The 15,672-nt window shown below is 51.1% G+C and carries 7 protein-coding genes, 2 tRNA genes and 5 rRNA genes; 2 read left to right on the top strand and 12 right to left on the bottom strand.

Annotation, left to right across the window (positions count from 1 at the left end; genetic code table 11):
- The first annotated feature begins 64 nt into the window (after window positions 1-64).
- On the top strand, window positions 65-2,326 hold the full coding sequence (locus SCARR_RS23245; RefSeq protein ID WP_136064156.1) for an amino acid permease: 2,262 nt from the start codon (window positions 65-67) through the stop codon (window positions 2,324-2,326).
- On the opposite strand, the gene gmk is transcribed toward SCARR_RS23245, so the two are convergent.
- Window positions 2,323-2,970 (bottom strand): guanylate kinase, encoded by a 648-nt coding sequence (gmk, locus tag SCARR_RS23240; RefSeq protein WP_136064154.1) that lies wholly within the window; start codon window positions 2,968-2,970, stop codon window positions 2,323-2,325. The two genes, SCARR_RS23245 and gmk, sit on opposite strands and share 4 nt — an antisense overlap.
- Before the next feature lie 20 nt (window positions 2,971-2,990).
- Entirely contained in the window at window positions 2,991-3,872 is an 882-nt protein-coding gene (locus tag SCARR_RS23235) for a YicC/YloC family endoribonuclease (protein WP_136064152.1), read from the bottom strand.
- Window positions 3,873-3,923: 51 nt separating this feature from the next.
- Between SCARR_RS23235 and SCARR_RS23230 the strand changes: the two genes are divergently transcribed.
- On the top strand, window positions 3,924-4,265 hold the full coding sequence (locus SCARR_RS23230; protein ID WP_168433553.1) for a DUF192 domain-containing protein: 342 nt from the start codon (window positions 3,924-3,926) through the stop codon (window positions 4,263-4,265).
- Between the two features lie 41 nt (window positions 4,266-4,306).
- Here the strand turns inward: SCARR_RS23230 and SCARR_RS23225 are convergent, their stop codons facing one another.
- The 10 genes from SCARR_RS23225 to SCARR_RS23180 all read right to left on the bottom strand — a co-directional run bounded on the left by SCARR_RS23225 (window position 4,307) and on the right by SCARR_RS23180 (window position 15,554).
- A complete protein-coding gene (locus SCARR_RS23225) occupies window positions 4,307-5,083 on the bottom strand; it encodes a hypothetical protein (RefSeq protein WP_136064148.1) in 777 nt (258 codons plus the stop codon).
- Window positions 5,084-5,204: 121 nt separating this feature from the next.
- Window positions 5,205-5,798: an XTP/dITP diphosphatase gene (locus SCARR_RS23220; protein ID WP_136064146.1), complete on the bottom strand. Its 594-nt coding sequence runs from the start codon at window positions 5,796-5,798 to the stop codon at window positions 5,205-5,207.
- Window positions 5,799-5,918: 120 nt separating this feature from the next.
- The gene (locus SCARR_RS23215; RefSeq protein WP_168433552.1) at window positions 5,919-6,605 is read right to left on the bottom strand and encodes an SHD1 domain-containing protein; all 687 of its coding nucleotides are present in this window, start codon (window positions 6,603-6,605) and stop codon (window positions 5,919-5,921) included.
- A 150-nt stretch (window positions 6,606-6,755) separates the two neighbouring features.
- A 5S ribosomal RNA gene (gene rrf / locus SCARR_RS23210) occupies window positions 6,756-6,870 on the bottom strand.
- Window positions 6,871-6,940: 70 nt separating this feature from the next.
- Window positions 6,941-9,891 (bottom strand): 23S ribosomal RNA (locus SCARR_RS23205).
- Between the two features lie 185 nt (window positions 9,892-10,076).
- Window positions 10,077-10,153 (bottom strand) — tRNA-Ile (locus tag SCARR_RS23200).
- 11 nt (window positions 10,154-10,164) lie between these two features.
- Window positions 10,165-10,240, bottom strand: a tRNA-Ala gene (locus SCARR_RS23195).
- A gap of 157 nt (window positions 10,241-10,397) precedes the next feature.
- A 16S ribosomal RNA gene (locus tag SCARR_RS23190) occupies window positions 10,398-11,972 on the bottom strand.
- A 446-nt stretch (window positions 11,973-12,418) separates the two neighbouring features.
- Window positions 12,419-12,533, bottom strand: a 5S ribosomal RNA gene (rrf, locus tag SCARR_RS23185).
- Between the two features lie 70 nt (window positions 12,534-12,603).
- Window positions 12,604-15,554, bottom strand: a 23S ribosomal RNA gene (locus tag SCARR_RS23180).
- The 16S, 23S and 5S rRNA genes sit together here with 2 tRNA genes alongside, the layout of an rRNA operon.
- Between the last annotated feature and the right edge of the window lie 118 nt (window positions 15,555-15,672).

Here is a 15,672-nt window from a genome sequence, read left to right as displayed (position 1 = left end):
CCTTCCCATTTCTTCTTAGGTCTGGAAGACTTCATGCCAACGATTTTAAAGGACGACGAAAACCATGGGCGAACAGATCGAAAAGCAGGGCTACTCCTTTGGAACCTTTAAGGGGGTCTACACACCGAGCGTGCTGACCATCTTCGGCGTGATCATGTATCTGCGCTTCGGCTGGGTGCTCGGCAACGTGGGGCTGGCGGGCACGCTGCTGATTGTGACGATTGCGACGTCGATCACCTTCCTGACCGGCCTCTCCATATCGGCTATGGCCACGAACATGAAAGTAGGCGGAGGCGGCGCCTACTACATTATCGCCCGCTCGCTTGGCCTGGAGGCCGGCGCGGCCATCGGCCTGCCGCTGTTCTTTGCGCGCGCGATCGGCATCGCGTTCTACATTGCCGGTTTCACCGAAGCGCTTCTTTCAATTATGAACCCGCTCGCCTCGCTCGGGATTGAGCCGGCGCTGGCCGCCAAAATCATTTCCGCCGGCACCCTGCTGCTCTTGACGGTTCTGGTTTACTTCTCGGCCGACCTCGCGCTGAAGATACAGTTCGGAATCTTTGCGGCCATTACCGTTTCGCTGATCTCGTTCTTCATGGGAAACCCATCGTCCGAAGCCCTCGCGATTCCACTGGATGCGGTCATTCCCCCTAAGGCCGGCTTCTGGGTCGTATTCGCGGTGTTCTTCCCCGCGGTCACCGGCATCGAGGCTGGCCTAGGGCTGTCCGGCGACCTAAAGGATCCATCAAAGTCGCTGCCGATCGGCACCCTGCTGGCCATTGCAACCGGCTACGTGGTCTACATGGTCATGCCTGTTTTCCTGAACGCCAAAATTCCGGACAGCAGCCTGCTGCTGGTCGACCCCAATATTATGGCCACCATTTCACGCTGGGCGCCACTGGTTGTTGCCGGCGTGTTTGCCGCTTCGCTTTCAAGTGCTATGGGGTCGCTGCTGGGCGCGCCGCGCACGCTGCAGGCGCTGGCGGTCGACCGCGTGATCCCGCGCTTCATCGGGCGCGGCTTCGGCAAAGACAAAGCCGACCCACGAATTGCCACTGCTTTCTCCTTCGTCGTGGCACTGGCGGCCGTTTGGCTTGGCAACCTCAACCTGATTGCGCCAATTCTCTCGATGTTCTTCCTGCTCTCCTATGGGTTGCTGAATCTTTCCGCCGGGCTGGAGGGGCTGATCGAAAGCCCGTCGTGGCGCCCTAAGTTCAAAATTCACTACGGCGTTTCGCTGCTGGGCGCCGCGCTGTGCTTTGCCGCCATGCTGATGATTGACGCCGGGGCGACGCTCATTTCCATCTTCGTAACGGCATTGGTCTACTATCTCGTCAAGCGCCGGCGGCTGAACGCGCATTGGGCGGACATGCGCTACGGCATCCTGACCCAACTGGTTCGCTTTGCCATCCACCACCTTAGCCGTCTGAAACCGGATGAACGCACTTGGAAGCCAAACATTCTGGCGCTGAGCGGCTCGCCAAAGTCGCGCTGGCATCTGGTTGAAATGGCCCACGCACTCACGCAGCACAGCAGCGCTCTGACCGTGGCGAGCATCCTGCCCGTGGAAGACTGGTCAGCCGAAAAGGTCCAAAGCATGGAGAGCTCCATGCACGACTATCTGGAAAAGCGGGAAGTGGATGCCATGGTGAAAATCTTTCCTTCGCCCGACATGCTGACCGGCGCAAAGTCGCTTGTGCGCGCCTATGGCTACGGCCCGCTCGTGCCCAACACCATTCTGCTGGGCGACACGGAAAACCGTTCGAGCTTCATCGAATTCGCCGAACTCATTCAGCTGGTCTATCGGACCCGACGGAACCTCATCATGTTGCGCGAAAGCGATGTGACCGTCGATGAAGATGCCGACAGAAAAGCCGACGCAATAGCCGATGAAATCCATGTTTGGTGGGGGGGAAACAAGGCCAACATCGGATTGATCCTCACCTTGGCCTACCAAATTCAAAAGAGCCCCGTTTGGCAACAGTCCAAGCTGGTGATTAAAACGATCGTCGACTCCGAAGACGAACTCGAACCGGCCAGAGAGCGTATGGAAACGTTCATCGAAGAACAGCGCATTCCCGCCGAAGCCAAGGTGCTGATCAAGTCGATGCCGAGCTTTTATGAAATTATCCGGCAATCCTCCGCCAATGCCGGGTTAATCTTCATGGGCATGCGGCCGCCCGGCGAAGAAGAAACGATTGAGGCCTACAGCGACTACTACGGCAAGCTGATGGACGCCACCAAGCAAATGCCGCCGTTGGCGTTGGCGCTCGCCGCCGAGGACATTGAGTTCCGCCAAGTGATTGGCATTTCAGGGCGGAACTAGGCAAGCCCGACTGCGGAGAGGATCACGGTCTTGAGTTCGTGGTAGGCCTTTTCCAGATCATCGTTGACGAGCTGGAACGAATATTCCGTGGCGCAAACCATTTCAGATTTGGCATTTTCAAGGCGCTTTTGGATCACGCTGTCTTCATCGGTTTCGCGCCCGCGCAACCGTTTTTCCAGCTCCTCCATGGACGGCGGCGAAATAAAGACGTCGGTAAAGCCGCGGCGGATGGGGTGGCGCGGATCCAAGCGCACGAGCGCCTCGCGGATCTGCCTGGCGCCTTGCACATCGATGTCGAGCAGCACGTGAAAGCCCTCTTCCATGGCGTAAAGGACCGTATCCTCCAACGTCCCATAAAAGTTGCCGTGCACCTTGGCGTGTTCCAAAAACTCACCTTGCTTGATGCGCTCCTTGAATTCCTTCTTCGACAGGAAATAATAATGAACGCCGTCCTTCTCGTCGCCGCGCGGATTGCGCGTCGTGCACGAGACGGAATATTTAATGTTGGGAAATTCATCCACCAAGCGATTGCAAAGCGTGCTCTTGCCGGCACCGGAAGGCGCCGACACCACCACCAGCAACGGACGCGATGGACGCGATGGAAAAGGATCGGCCTCTTTAAGTTCTGTCTGTTTTTCTTCCACAGCTTGACTCCTTAAATCATTTATTCAACGTTCTGCACCTGCTCGCGAATTCGCTCAAGCTCGGTCTTGAATGCCACTACGTATCGGGTGATCTCGACCTCGTTGGCCTTGGAACCCACGGTGTTTATTTCCCGGAAGAGTTCTTGGCAGAGAAAATCGAGCGTACGGCCCACCGGTTCGACCGAGCGAAGCAATTTGCGCGCCTGGGCCAGATGGCTCTTCAACCGAGTCAACTCTTCGGTAATGTCGCTTCGGTCAGCAAACACGGCAATTTCTTTCACCATGCGGTCGTCGGATGCAACGTCCTCTAAGCCGGCGTCTGCCATTCTCTGGAATAGCTTTTTCCTATAACCGGAAACCACAGAAACCGAAAGCTTGCGGATCTCCTTCTTCATTTCTTCGAGAAGCCCAAGACGAATGCGTAAATCTTTTTCCAGCGCCTTGCCTTCAGCAGAGCGCGTGCGTGCCAATCCCTTGAGCGCTTTCCCAATGGCGACGTCCAGTACAGCAGCCACATGGTCGGCATCCTGGCTTTCCTGCTCCACCGAAAGCACGCCGGGCAGGCGGGCAATAGTTTCCGCTCCAAGATCGTCGGCGAGCTTCAGGCGCTTTGCAGTCTTGCGGATCGCTTCAGCATACTGTGTTGCGAGCTTCTCATCGATTTTTACGGCACCGGCCGAACCATCGGCCACTTCCACGCGTATTATGCCCGAAACCCGGCCCCGTGTGAATTCGCAACGAACCAAGCGTTGCACCTGGGCATCAAGCGTGATCAGATGGCGAGGAAGGGAAACATTGATGTCGAGTTGCTTACGGTTTACGGAGCTGAGCTCCACGAGTACGCGGATGCCTCCGGCCGATGCCGAGCCTTCGCCAAAACCTGTCATGCTTTTCAATGCCATACCTGTTCCTTAAACTTGATTGATCAGTCAGAATTTAGGATTTTAGAGCTTATGTCACGCATTTTGATAAACGACGGGAGTAATCGGGTTGTGCTGGAAAACGTTCTGCTCGCAAAGAGCACCGTGGCGCGGATGCGGGGGCTGCTTGGACGACGCTCACTGCGGACGGACTCCGGCATGCTGATCCGCCCCTGCCAAAGCATCCACATGTGGTTTATGTGCTTCCCGATCGACGCGGCCTTCCTTGACAAAGACCTGCAGGTGTTGCGCATTGCACGCAACCTGCGCCCATGGCAGCTGGCCTTCGCGCCGCGCGGAACCTGTTGCGTACTCGAAACCGCGACTGGCGTTCTTGACTCAATAAATAAATTCGACCGCCTATCGCTGGAATAACGAAGTGGCGGCCGTGCTTGGTGCATCAAAAAAAAGCCGAACTAGAATTTGCGACCGGGAAGGCGGCGCTTTTTAAACGATTCTTTAGCCAGTTTCTTCTTCGACTTGTCATTGCCTGTCGGATTGAAATCATCATCGAAGCGATCTTCGCTCTTGGAGCCCATGATGGCTTCCGCATTTTTCTCAAACTCAACCTTGTTAGATTTCACCGAAAGCACTTCACCGGTGCGGTCACGGACCAAGGCCAGATAACCCTTATATTCCTTCCCCAGCTCAACCCCTGACTCCAGTTGCTTTAAGCTGATTGAATCGCTGGAATAGGTATGTTCATTCTTGTTCTCTTCTGTAAACCGAAATCGGGAAGAACTGTGATCGAGAATGATGCGTTCACCGGACTGCTTGACTTCACCAATCAAGTAAATTTCCGATAGCAAAGGGGCTTGGTAAGGCGATAAGCTTGATTTCTTGAGCGTAACAGACGCCGTTACAGTTTCATCTTGAATTTGCATGCCGCCTCCGTATCCACGGCTGTAGCCGGTATTGGTTCTATCAACCTTCGCTGAAACCGAAATATCGATGGAGGGAGGAGCCAAAAGAACGGCATAACGCCTGTCGCGCTCACTAAGCGTATCGAGAGACACCATTATTTCCTGCCCATCTTCTTGTCTGAGCAGCACCTTGTCACCCATGGTGTGAACGTGTTCGGCCGTAATCGTTTTACCCTTATCATCTTTCCATTCGCGATACTCCGCAAAGGCAGTGAAGCCTTGTGATACGATCAATGAGGTAATGCAAATTTTGCTTAAAACAGCTTTCATGGCCTCTCTCCGTTGATGGTTAATCTATTAACTCGTACAACGATGCGTACCTGAAAAATATTGCATTAGCCAGCTAACATTTCGTGGCAACCATGATAAATGGTCAGTGTTATGAAATTTTCTAGAGTCTGGACAATAATTCAGCCCACTCGACTTGCGCCTTCTGGAGGGCGCGAGCACGGTGGGAGATGCTGTTTTTTACCTCGTTCGACAACTCCGCAAAGGTTTCAGAATGGCCGTTGGGAACAAAGAGCGGGTCATATCCAAACCCGTTTGTGCCCCTGAGTTTATTAATGATCATTCCAGGGCAAATGCCTTCTAAAGTTCTTACGTTCCCCTTTGGATCGGACAGTGCAATTACCGTACGGAACCGGGCGGAGCGATCGGTTGTTTCAGCGAGCTCACGCAGCAGTTTTTCATTGTTGGCGGCATAGCTGCATTCCTCGCCGGCATAACGGGCGGAATATACGCCGGGTGCGCCGTCAAGCGAGTTAACTTCAAGTCCGGAGTCGTCGGCCAGCGCCCAGCATCCGGTTGCCAATGCGATTTCCACCGCTTTCTTTTCGGCGTTGACTTCCAGCGTTCCGCCATCTTCTATAACATCTGGAATATCGGGAAAATCAAATGCGGAGAGCACTTCGAGCGATTTAAAATTAAAGATCGCCTTGATTTCTTCGAGTTTGTGAGCGTTGCGTGTTGCGATGACCAGTTTCATAGAGAACCGTTTAAATTTTAGTTGGGCGTGATACGCTAGCGGCCTTTTCGAAATACGGCCTGAATGATTTGGGACGCAAAGCTCAGAACACAGCTTTGCTGGACTCAACAATTCACTAAGCTAAAATCGATTGGAGCTGCGAGTTGAAACATTGAATTTTTCATCAAATCGAGACCGCACCTTGGCATCTCTTAATACATTAATTGATTCGATGTATTTATCTCTACCCTTTGTGGCCAACACAACACCTTCAACTGTCTGAACGCATACCAGATAACCGTCATACTTTGTGCCCCAGGCCGGATCCGGGTCATGCTCAAAATGCAACTGTTGACCGGTGAAGCCGTAGACGTCATTTTTTTCTTTGAGGGAAAACGTTTCCACCTTTTTATCTGCCAAGATTAATTCTTCATAGCGGATGTCTTCAGCCAATGCGCAAAAAATGATTTCATAATCTACCGGGTATGGGGCTTTGCTGGTTTTCTTAACTTGGATTTTGAATTTTATTTTCTCATGCACGTTATCGATATCCGAGCCGACCGTAGACCTTTTGATATCATCATCTACTGAGATCTCTATCTTGGGCAGTGTTTGCTTGTAAATATAGTTTTGATCCGCAGCAGACAATGCCGCAATCGGGACCACTTTAACTTTGCCACTTACGGGTTTAAGCCACACCTTGCCCGAAGCATCCTTCACATATTCTGCTTCGATGGTCTGCCCTGCCTTGCCGGTCCAAATTCGATTTTCAGCTTGAACCGCAACAACAAGAAAAGCCACACATAATACCATGAGAATCTTATTCACTTCCCCCCCCCTGGTTAGCATTTAGATTAAATTCAATACGGAACTAATAACAAACCAGCGAGCCGGGGTGCAAAAAAAAACTGAAACTTTAAGTGCGTGGGCACAAAAAAACCTTGGAACAATTAAGTTCCAAGGTTGGAAAATATATAAAACCGGCTGCGTGCTACTCTCCCGAGGTCTAATCCTCAGTACCATTGCCGCTGGGACCCTTCACTTCTGTGTTCGGAATGGGAACAGGTGTTTCCTTCCCGCTATGGCAACCGGAAAATTTTCAAAAATCACAACTGCATAGTATTGAAATAACAACAACGGCATGTACACCTTAATAAAAAATTAAGATCAAGCCTCACGGCTAATTAGTACTGGTTAGCTCCATACATCACTGTACTTCCACGCCCAGCCTATCAACGTCCTAGTCTAGAACGAGCCTTTAGATGGCACAAGGCCATAGGGAAATCTTATCTCAGAGGGGGCTTGGCACTTAGATGCATTCAGCGCTTATCCTTCCCGTGCGTAGCTACCCAGCGATGCTCTTGGCAGAACAACTGGAACACCAGAGGCACGTTAATCCTGGTCCTCTCGTACTAAGGATTAATCTCTTCAAATTTCCTGCGCCCACGGCGGATAAGGACCAAACTGTCTCACGACGTTCTGAACCCAGCTCGCGTACCGCTTTAATGGGCGAACAGCCCAACCCTTGGGACCTTCTCCAGCCCCAGGATGCGATGAGCCGACATCGAGGTGCCAAACGATTGCGTCGATGTGGACTCTTGGCAATCATCAGCCTGTTATCCCCGGAGTACCTTTTATCCGTTAAGCGATGGCGCTACCACTAGCTACCACCGGATCACTTAGACCTGCTTTCGCACCTGCTCGACTTGTGGGTCTCGCAGTCAAGCACCCTTATACCTATACGCTCTACGCATGATTGCTGACCATGCTGAGGGTACCTTTGTGCTCCTCCGTTACTCTTTGGGAGGAAACCGCCCCAGTCAAACTGACTCCCAGACACTGTTCCACGCCCTGATTCAAGGGTTCGTGGTTAGAAATTCAATAAACCGAAACTGGTATTTCACCAATGGCTCCACATCCCCTGACGAGAATGCTTCAAAGCCTCCCAGCTATCCTACATACGACATATCAAAGTCCAATGTCAGGTCACAGTAAAGGTTCACGGGGTCTTTCCGTCCTGCCGCGGGTATCCGGCATTTTCACCGGAACTACAACTTCACCGAGATGGTTGTTGAGACAGTGCGAAGATCGTTACACGATTCGTGCAGGTCGGAACTTACCCGACAAGGAATTTCGCTACCTTAGGACCGTTATAGTTACGGCCGACATTCACCAGGGCTTCGGTTCAGAGCTTCGGAACAAGTCCTAACCCCTTGCCTTAACCTTTTGGCATTGGTCACGTGTCACACCATATACATCCTCTTGCGAGTTAGCATAGTGCTATGTTTTTGATAAACAGTCGCCTTCGCCTCTTCACTGCGCCTCGAATTAACATCACAAGTAAATTGTTAGCCAACTCGAGGACCCCTTCTTCCGAAGATACGGGGTTAATTTGCCGAGTTCCTTAACAACCTTTCTCTCGCGCGCCTTGGTATACTCTACCCTCCTACCTGTGTCGGTTTTGGTACGGTCGCTTTACATTCAACGTTTAGAAGCTTTTCTCGGCAGCCTGGCATCATCCAATCCACATCACCCGGAGGCTCCATGTCCCATCGCGTCTCAGGCAAACATCCGCGGATTTACCTACGGAATACCCTACACGCTTAGACCGGCATTTCCAATCGCCGGCTGAATTAGCCTACTGCGTCCCTCCATCACTCGTGTACAGCGGTACGGGAATATTAAACCCGTTTCCCATCGACTACGCCTTTCGGCCTCGCCTTAGGGGCCGACTAACCCTGGGCGGACGAACCTTCCCCAGGAACCCTTAGGATTTCGGCGGGGGAGATTCTCACTCCCCTTATCGTTACTCATGTCTGCATAATCACTTGTGTACAGTCCAGGTTCGGTTCCCCGTTCCCTTCAACCCGGTACACAACGCTCCCCTACTGCTTTAACAGTAGTTAAAACCCGCAGCTTCGGCAGATAGTTTGAGCCCCGATCATTTTCGGCGCTAAACCACTCGACTAGTCAGCTATTACGCTTTGTTTAAATGGTGGCTGCTTCTAAGCCAACATCCTAGCTGTCTTCGCAATCTAACATCCTTCTCCACTTAACTATCATTTAGGGGCCTTAGCTGGCGGTCTGGGCTGTTTCCCTCTCGACTACGGAGCTTATCCCCCGCAGTCTGACTCCCGACGTGACGTTCACGGTATTCGGAGTTTGAAAACTCTCAGTATCCCGGGAGGGACCATCAAGTACTCAGTGCTCTACCTCCGTGAATTGCATTCGTCGAGGCTATCCCTCAAGGTATTTCGGGGAGAACCAGCTATCACCTGGTTTGGTTAGCCTTTCACTCCGACCCACAGATCATCCAAACGTTTTTCAACACGTACTGGTTCGGTCTTCCACTTCCGTTTAAAGAAGCTTCATCCTGTCCATGGGTAGCTCACCAGGTTTCGGGTCTACCGCAGGCGACTAAATCGCGCTATTAACACTCGCTTTCGCTTCGGCTCCACATCGAAAGATGCTTAACCTTGCCACATACGGTAAGTCGCAGACTCATTATGCAAAAGGCATGCGGCCACCCCGAAGGGCTACCACAGTTTGTAAGCGTACGGTTTCAGGTTCTATTTCACTCCCCTAAAAGGGGTTCTTTTCACCTTTCCCTCACGGTACTAGTTCACTATCGGTCTTCAGTTAGTATTTAGCCTTAGGAGGTGGGCCTCCTGTATTCAGTCAGAGTTTCACGTGTTCCGACCTACTCGGGATACCACTAGGTCTCGTCAAGATTTCGCTTAAGGGGCTATCACCCGCTATGGCCCGTCTTTCCAAACGGTTCTGCTATCTATTCGAGTACCACGTCGTGGTCCACACCACACCCTGTAAACAAGGTGTTTTGGGCTGTTCCGCGTTCGCTCGCCACTACTTACGGAATCACTATTGTTTTCTTTTCCTCCGGTTACTAAGATGTTTCAATTCACCGGGTATCGCCTCAATGCGCTATTTAATTCACACACTGATAACAGAGCATTACCTCTGCTGGGTTTTCCCATTCGGAAATCTCCGGTTGATAACGGGTATTTGCCCCTCACCGAAGCTTATCGCAGCTTATCACGTCCTTCATCGCCTACTGAAGCCAAGGCATTCACCGTACGCCCTTAGTAGCTTGATCAAATCAAGTCACTATCATTTCCGCAAAACGGAAATGGTTCGAAACCTCCGAAGAGATCTCTATAAGTAACATATATAAAGTATACATGCGCTTGTTGCAGTTATTCAATACTATGCAATTGTCAAAGAACACTCCGCCTAAGCGGAAAAATGTTGTGGTGCAAGATGGTCCAATCTTCCATTAAATGGTGGGCGTGACAGGAGTCGAACCTGTGACCTCGTCCTTATCAGGGACGCGCTCTAACCAACTGAGCTACACGCCCTTCATTCAAAATGGTGGAGGTAAACGGGATCGAACCGATGACCTCCTGAATGCAAATCAGGCGCTCTCCCAGCTGAGCTATACCCCCAGATTGGTACTACTAATCTTGCTGAATAACTCATAAGGAGCTTCGTTCCAGAAATGGTGCGGTTTGTTAAGCCTAAACCTTGCGGCATCACTTTCATGCTGCCATACCCCGAAGGGCAATACCCTAGGTCCAATCTTGCGATTGGCCTTCTCCTTAGAAAGGAGGTGATCCAGCCACTGGTTCCCCAACGGCTACCTTGTTACGACTTCATCCCAGTTACCGATCACACCTTAGGCGTCTTCCCCCCTTGACGGGTTGGATCAACGACTTCGGGTGCAACCAACTTCCATGATGTGACGGGCGGTGTGTACAAGACCCGGGAACGTATTCAAGGTATCGTAGCTGATATACCTTTACTAGCGATTCCAACTTCATGGAGTCGAGTTTCAGACTCCAATCCGAACTGGGGGTGATTTTGAGGATTTGCTCCACCTCGCGGCTTAGCTTCCCATTGTATCACCCATTGTAGCACGTGTGCAGCCCTGGACATAAGGACCATACTGACTTGACGTCATCCCCACCTTCCTCTGGTTTTCACCAGCAGTCTGTTTAGAGTTCCCACCATTACGTGCTGGCAACTAAACACAGGGGTTGCGCTCGTTGCGGGACTTAACCCAACACCTCACGGCACGAGCTGACGACAGCCATGCAGCACCTGTATAGCACCCTCGAAGGCTACGTTCCTTTCGGATCGTATGCAGCTATATGTCAAGCCCAGGTAAGGTTCTTCGCGTTGCATCGAATTAAGCCACATGCTCCACCGCTTGTGCGGGTCCCCGTCAATTCCTTTGAGTTTTAATCTTGCGACCGTACTCCCCAGGCGGTGCACTTAATGCGTTAGCTCAGACACGGAAGGGGGTAAAGCCTCCCACGTCTAGTGCACACCGTTTACGGTTAGGACTACAGGGGTATCTAATCCCTTTCGCTACCCTAACTTTCGTCCATGAGCGTCAGTATCTGTCCAGAGAAGCGCCTTCGCCGCCGGTGTTCCACTTGATATCTACGCATTTCACCGCTACACCAAGTGTTCCCTTCTCCCCTCCAGTACTCTAGACCGGCAGTTTCAAATGCAATTCCACGGTTAAGCCGTGGGCTTTCACATCTGACACACCGATCCGCCTGCGGACCCTTTACGCCCAGTAAATCCGAACAACGTTCGCCACCTCTGTATTACCGCGGCTGCTGGCACAGAGTTAGCCGTGACTTCCTCTGCAGGTACCGTCAAACAGCACGAGTATTAATAGTGCTGTCTTTCTTCCCTGCTGACAGGAGTTTACAACCCGAAGGCCGTCTTCCTCCACGCGGCGTCGCATGATCATACTTTCGTACATTGTCAATGATTCTCGACTGCAGCCTCCCGTAGGAGTCTGGGCAGTGTCTCAGTCCCAGTGTGGCCGATCACCCTCTCAGGCCGGCTACCCGTAAGCCTTGGTGAGCCATTACCTCACCAACTAGCTGATAGGATACGGGCTTATCTCTTTGCGACAGGTTCCGAAGAATCCCCGCCTTTAAACAGGCCACTATGCAGTGGCTGATCACATTCGGCATTACACATCGTTTCCAATGGCTATTCCGAACAAAGAGGCAAATTACCCATATATTACTCACCCGTTCGCCGCTGTCATCCATAGCTTCTTTTCCGAAGAATTGAAAAAATAGAATCTCGCTCGACTTGCATGCCTAATCCACGCCGCCAACGTTCGTTCTGAGCCAGGATCAAACTCTCCATCAAATTTAATTGAAATTGGTGTTTAAATCCTGATATTTGTTCGCGTTTTAAAACTCAATCTCTTCCTTAAAAGGAAGGATCAACAATAGTTTCAAAGCATTGGCTATAACAAACCGCACCACTTCTGATTCGAAGCGATGCTTGAATTCTGTCATGTTTACTTATGAGTTATTCTGATTTCAAAGAACAAAAAGGCTTCAACTTATCGGCGCTGTTTCCAGCGGCTTTTCCGTTGAAGCGGCGGACAACCTACCAAACTGACCGGATCAGTCAACCGCTTTCTGTAAAAAAGTTTTTATAAAAGAACAAGCCTCAGTCATATGGCCCGTTTTATCAGGCTCGCATAGTATTGTGAGGGTGGTGATCCGCAGTCGAAACTGCCTGATACCGTGCTCCAGCCGAACTGGAGTTCTTGAGACATCTTCCATTAAAGGAAGAAAAATATATAAAACCGGCTGCGTGCTACTCTCCCGAGGTCTAATCCTCAGTACCATTGCCGCTGGGACCCTTCACTTCTGTGTTCGGAATGGGAACAGGTGTTTCCTTCCCGCTATGGCAACCGGAAAATTTTCAAAAATCACAACTGCATAGTATTGAAATAACAACAACGGCATGTACACCTTAATAAAAAATTAAGATCAAGCCTCACGGCTAATTAGTACTGGTTAGCTCCATACATCACTGTACTTCCACGCCCAGCCTATCAACGTCCTAGTCTAGAACGAGCCTTTAGATGGCACAAGGCCATAGGGAAATCTTATCTCAGAGGGGGCTTGGCACTTAGATGCATTCAGCGCTTATCCTTCCCGTGCGTAGCTACCCAGCGATGCTCTTGGCAGAACAACTGGAACACCAGAGGCACGTTAATCCTGGTCCTCTCGTACTAAGGATTAATCTCTTCAAATTTCCTGCGCCCACGGCGGATAAGGACCAAACTGTCTCACGACGTTCTGAACCCAGCTCGCGTACCGCTTTAATGGGCGAACAGCCCAACCCTTGGGACCTTCTCCAGCCCCAGGATGCGATGAGCCGACATCGAGGTGCCAAACGATTGCGTCGATGTGGACTCTTGGCAATCATCAGCCTGTTATCCCCGGAGTACCTTTTATCCGTTAAGCGATGGCGCTACCACTAGCTACCACCGGATCACTTAGACCTGCTTTCGCACCTGCTCGACTTGTGGGTCTCGCAGTCAAGCACCCTTATACCTATACGCTCTACGCATGATTGCTGACCATGCTGAGGGTACCTTTGTGCTCCTCCGTTACTCTTTGGGAGGAAACCGCCCCAGTCAAACTGACTCCCAGACACTGTTCCACGCCCTGATTCAAGGGTTCGTGGTTAGAAATTCAATAAACCGAAACTGGTATTTCACCAATGGCTCCACATCCCCTGACGAGAATGCTTCAAAGCCTCCCAGCTATCCTACATACGACATATCAAAGTCCAATGTCAGGTCACAGTAAAGGTTCACGGGGTCTTTCCGTCCTGCCGCGGGTATCCGGCATTTTCACCGGAACTACAACTTCACCGAGATGGTTGTTGAGACAGTGCGAAGATCGTTACACGATTCGTGCAGGTCGGAACTTACCCGACAAGGAATTTCGCTACCTTAGGACCGTTATAGTTACGGCCGACATTCACCAGGGCTTCGGTTCAGAGCTTCGGAACAAGTCCTAACCCCTTGCCTTAACCTTTTGGCATTGGTCACGTGTCACACCATATACATCCTCTTGCGAGTTAGCATAGTGCTATGTTTTTGATAAACAGTCGCCTTCGCCTCTTCACTGCGCCTCGAATTAACATCACAAGTAAATTGTTAGCCAACTCGAGGACCCCTTCTTCCGAAGATACGGGGTTAATTTGCCGAGTTCCTTAACAACCTTTCTCTCGCGCGCCTTGGTATACTCTACCCTCCTACCTGTGTCGGTTTTGGTACGGTCGCTTTACATTCAACGTTTAGAAGCTTTTCTCGGCAGCCTGGCATCATCCAATCCACATCACCCGGAGGCTCCATGTCCCATCGCGTCTCAGGCAAACATCCGCGGATTTACCTACGGAATACCCTACACGCTTAGACCGGCATTTCCAATCGCCGGCTGAATTAGCCTACTGCGTCCCTCCATCACTCGTGTACAGCGGTACGGGAATATTAAACCCGTTTCCCATCGACTACGCCTTTCGGCCTCGCCTTAGGGGCCGACTAACCCTGGGCGGACGAACCTTCCCCAGGAACCCTTAGGATTTCGGCGGGGGAGATTCTCACTCCCCTTATCGTTACTCATGTCTGCATAATCACTTGTGTACAGTCCAGGTTCGGTTCCCCGTTCCCTTCAACCCGGTACACAACGCTCCCCTACTGCTTTAACAGTAGTTAAAACCCGCAGCTTCGGCAGATAGTTTGAGCCCCGATCATTTTCGGCGCTAAACCACTCGACTAGTCAGCTATTACGCTTTGTTTAAATGGTGGCTGCTTCTAAGCCAACATCCTAGCTGTCTTCGCAATCTAACATCCTTCTCCACTTAACTATCATTTAGGGGCCTTAGCTGGCGGTCTGGGCTGTTTCCCTCTCGACTACGGAGCTTATCCCCCGCAGTCTGACTCCCGACGTGACGTTCACGGTATTCGGAGTTTGAAAACTCTCAGTATCCCGGGAGGGACCATCAAGTACTCAGTGCTCTACCTCCGTGAATTGCATTCGTCGAGGCTATCCCTCAAGGTATTTCGGGGAGAACCAGCTATCACCTGGTTTGGTTAGCCTTTCACTCCGACCCACAGATCATCCAAACGTTTTTCAACACGTACTGGTTCGGTCTTCCACTTCCGTTTAAAGAAGCTTCATCCTGTCCATGGGTAGCTCACCAGGTTTCGGGTCTACCGCAGGCGACTAAATCGCGCTATTAACACTCGCTTTCGCTTCGGCTCCACATCGAAAGATGCTTAACCTTGCCACATACGGTAAGTCGCAGACTCATTATGCAAAAGGCATGCGGCCACCCCGAAGGGCTACCACAGTTTGTAAGCGTACGGTTTCAGGTTCTATTTCACTCCCCTAAAAGGGGTTCTTTTCACCTTTCCCTCACGGTACTAGTTCACTATCGGTCTTCAGTTAGTATTTAGCCTTAGGAGGTGGGCCTCCTGTATTCAGTCAGAGTTTCACGTGTTCCGACCTACTCGGGATACCACTAGGTCTCGTCAAGATTTCGCTTAAGGGGCTATCACCCGCTATGGCCCGTCTTTCCAAACGGTTCTGCTATCTATTCGAGTACCACGTCGTGGTCCACACCACACCCTGTAAACAAGGTGTTTTGGGCTGTTCCGCGTTCGCTCGCCACTACTTACGGAATCACTATTGTTTTCTTTTCCTCCGGTTACTAAGATGTTTCAATTCACCGGGTATCGCCTCAATGCGCTATTTAATTCACACACTGATAACAGAGCATTACCTCTGCTGGGTTTTCCCATTCGGAAATCTCCGGTTGATAACGGGTATTTGCCCCTCACCGAAGCTTATCGCAGCTTATCACGTCCTTCATCGCCTACTGAAGCCAAGGCATTCACCGTACGCCCTTAGTAGCTTGATCAAATCAAGTCACTATCATTTCCGCAAAACGGAAATGGTTCGAAACCTCCGAAGAGATCTCTATAAGTAACATATATAAAGTATACATGCGCTTGTTGCAGTTATTCAATACTATGCAA

The sequence above is a fragment of the Pontiella sulfatireligans genome (genome assembly GCF_900890705.1).
Taxonomy (GTDB): Bacteria; Verrucomicrobiota; Kiritimatiellia; order Kiritimatiellales; family Pontiellaceae; genus Pontiella; species Pontiella sulfatireligans.
This window is presented reverse-complemented; position numbering and strand designations above follow the sequence as displayed.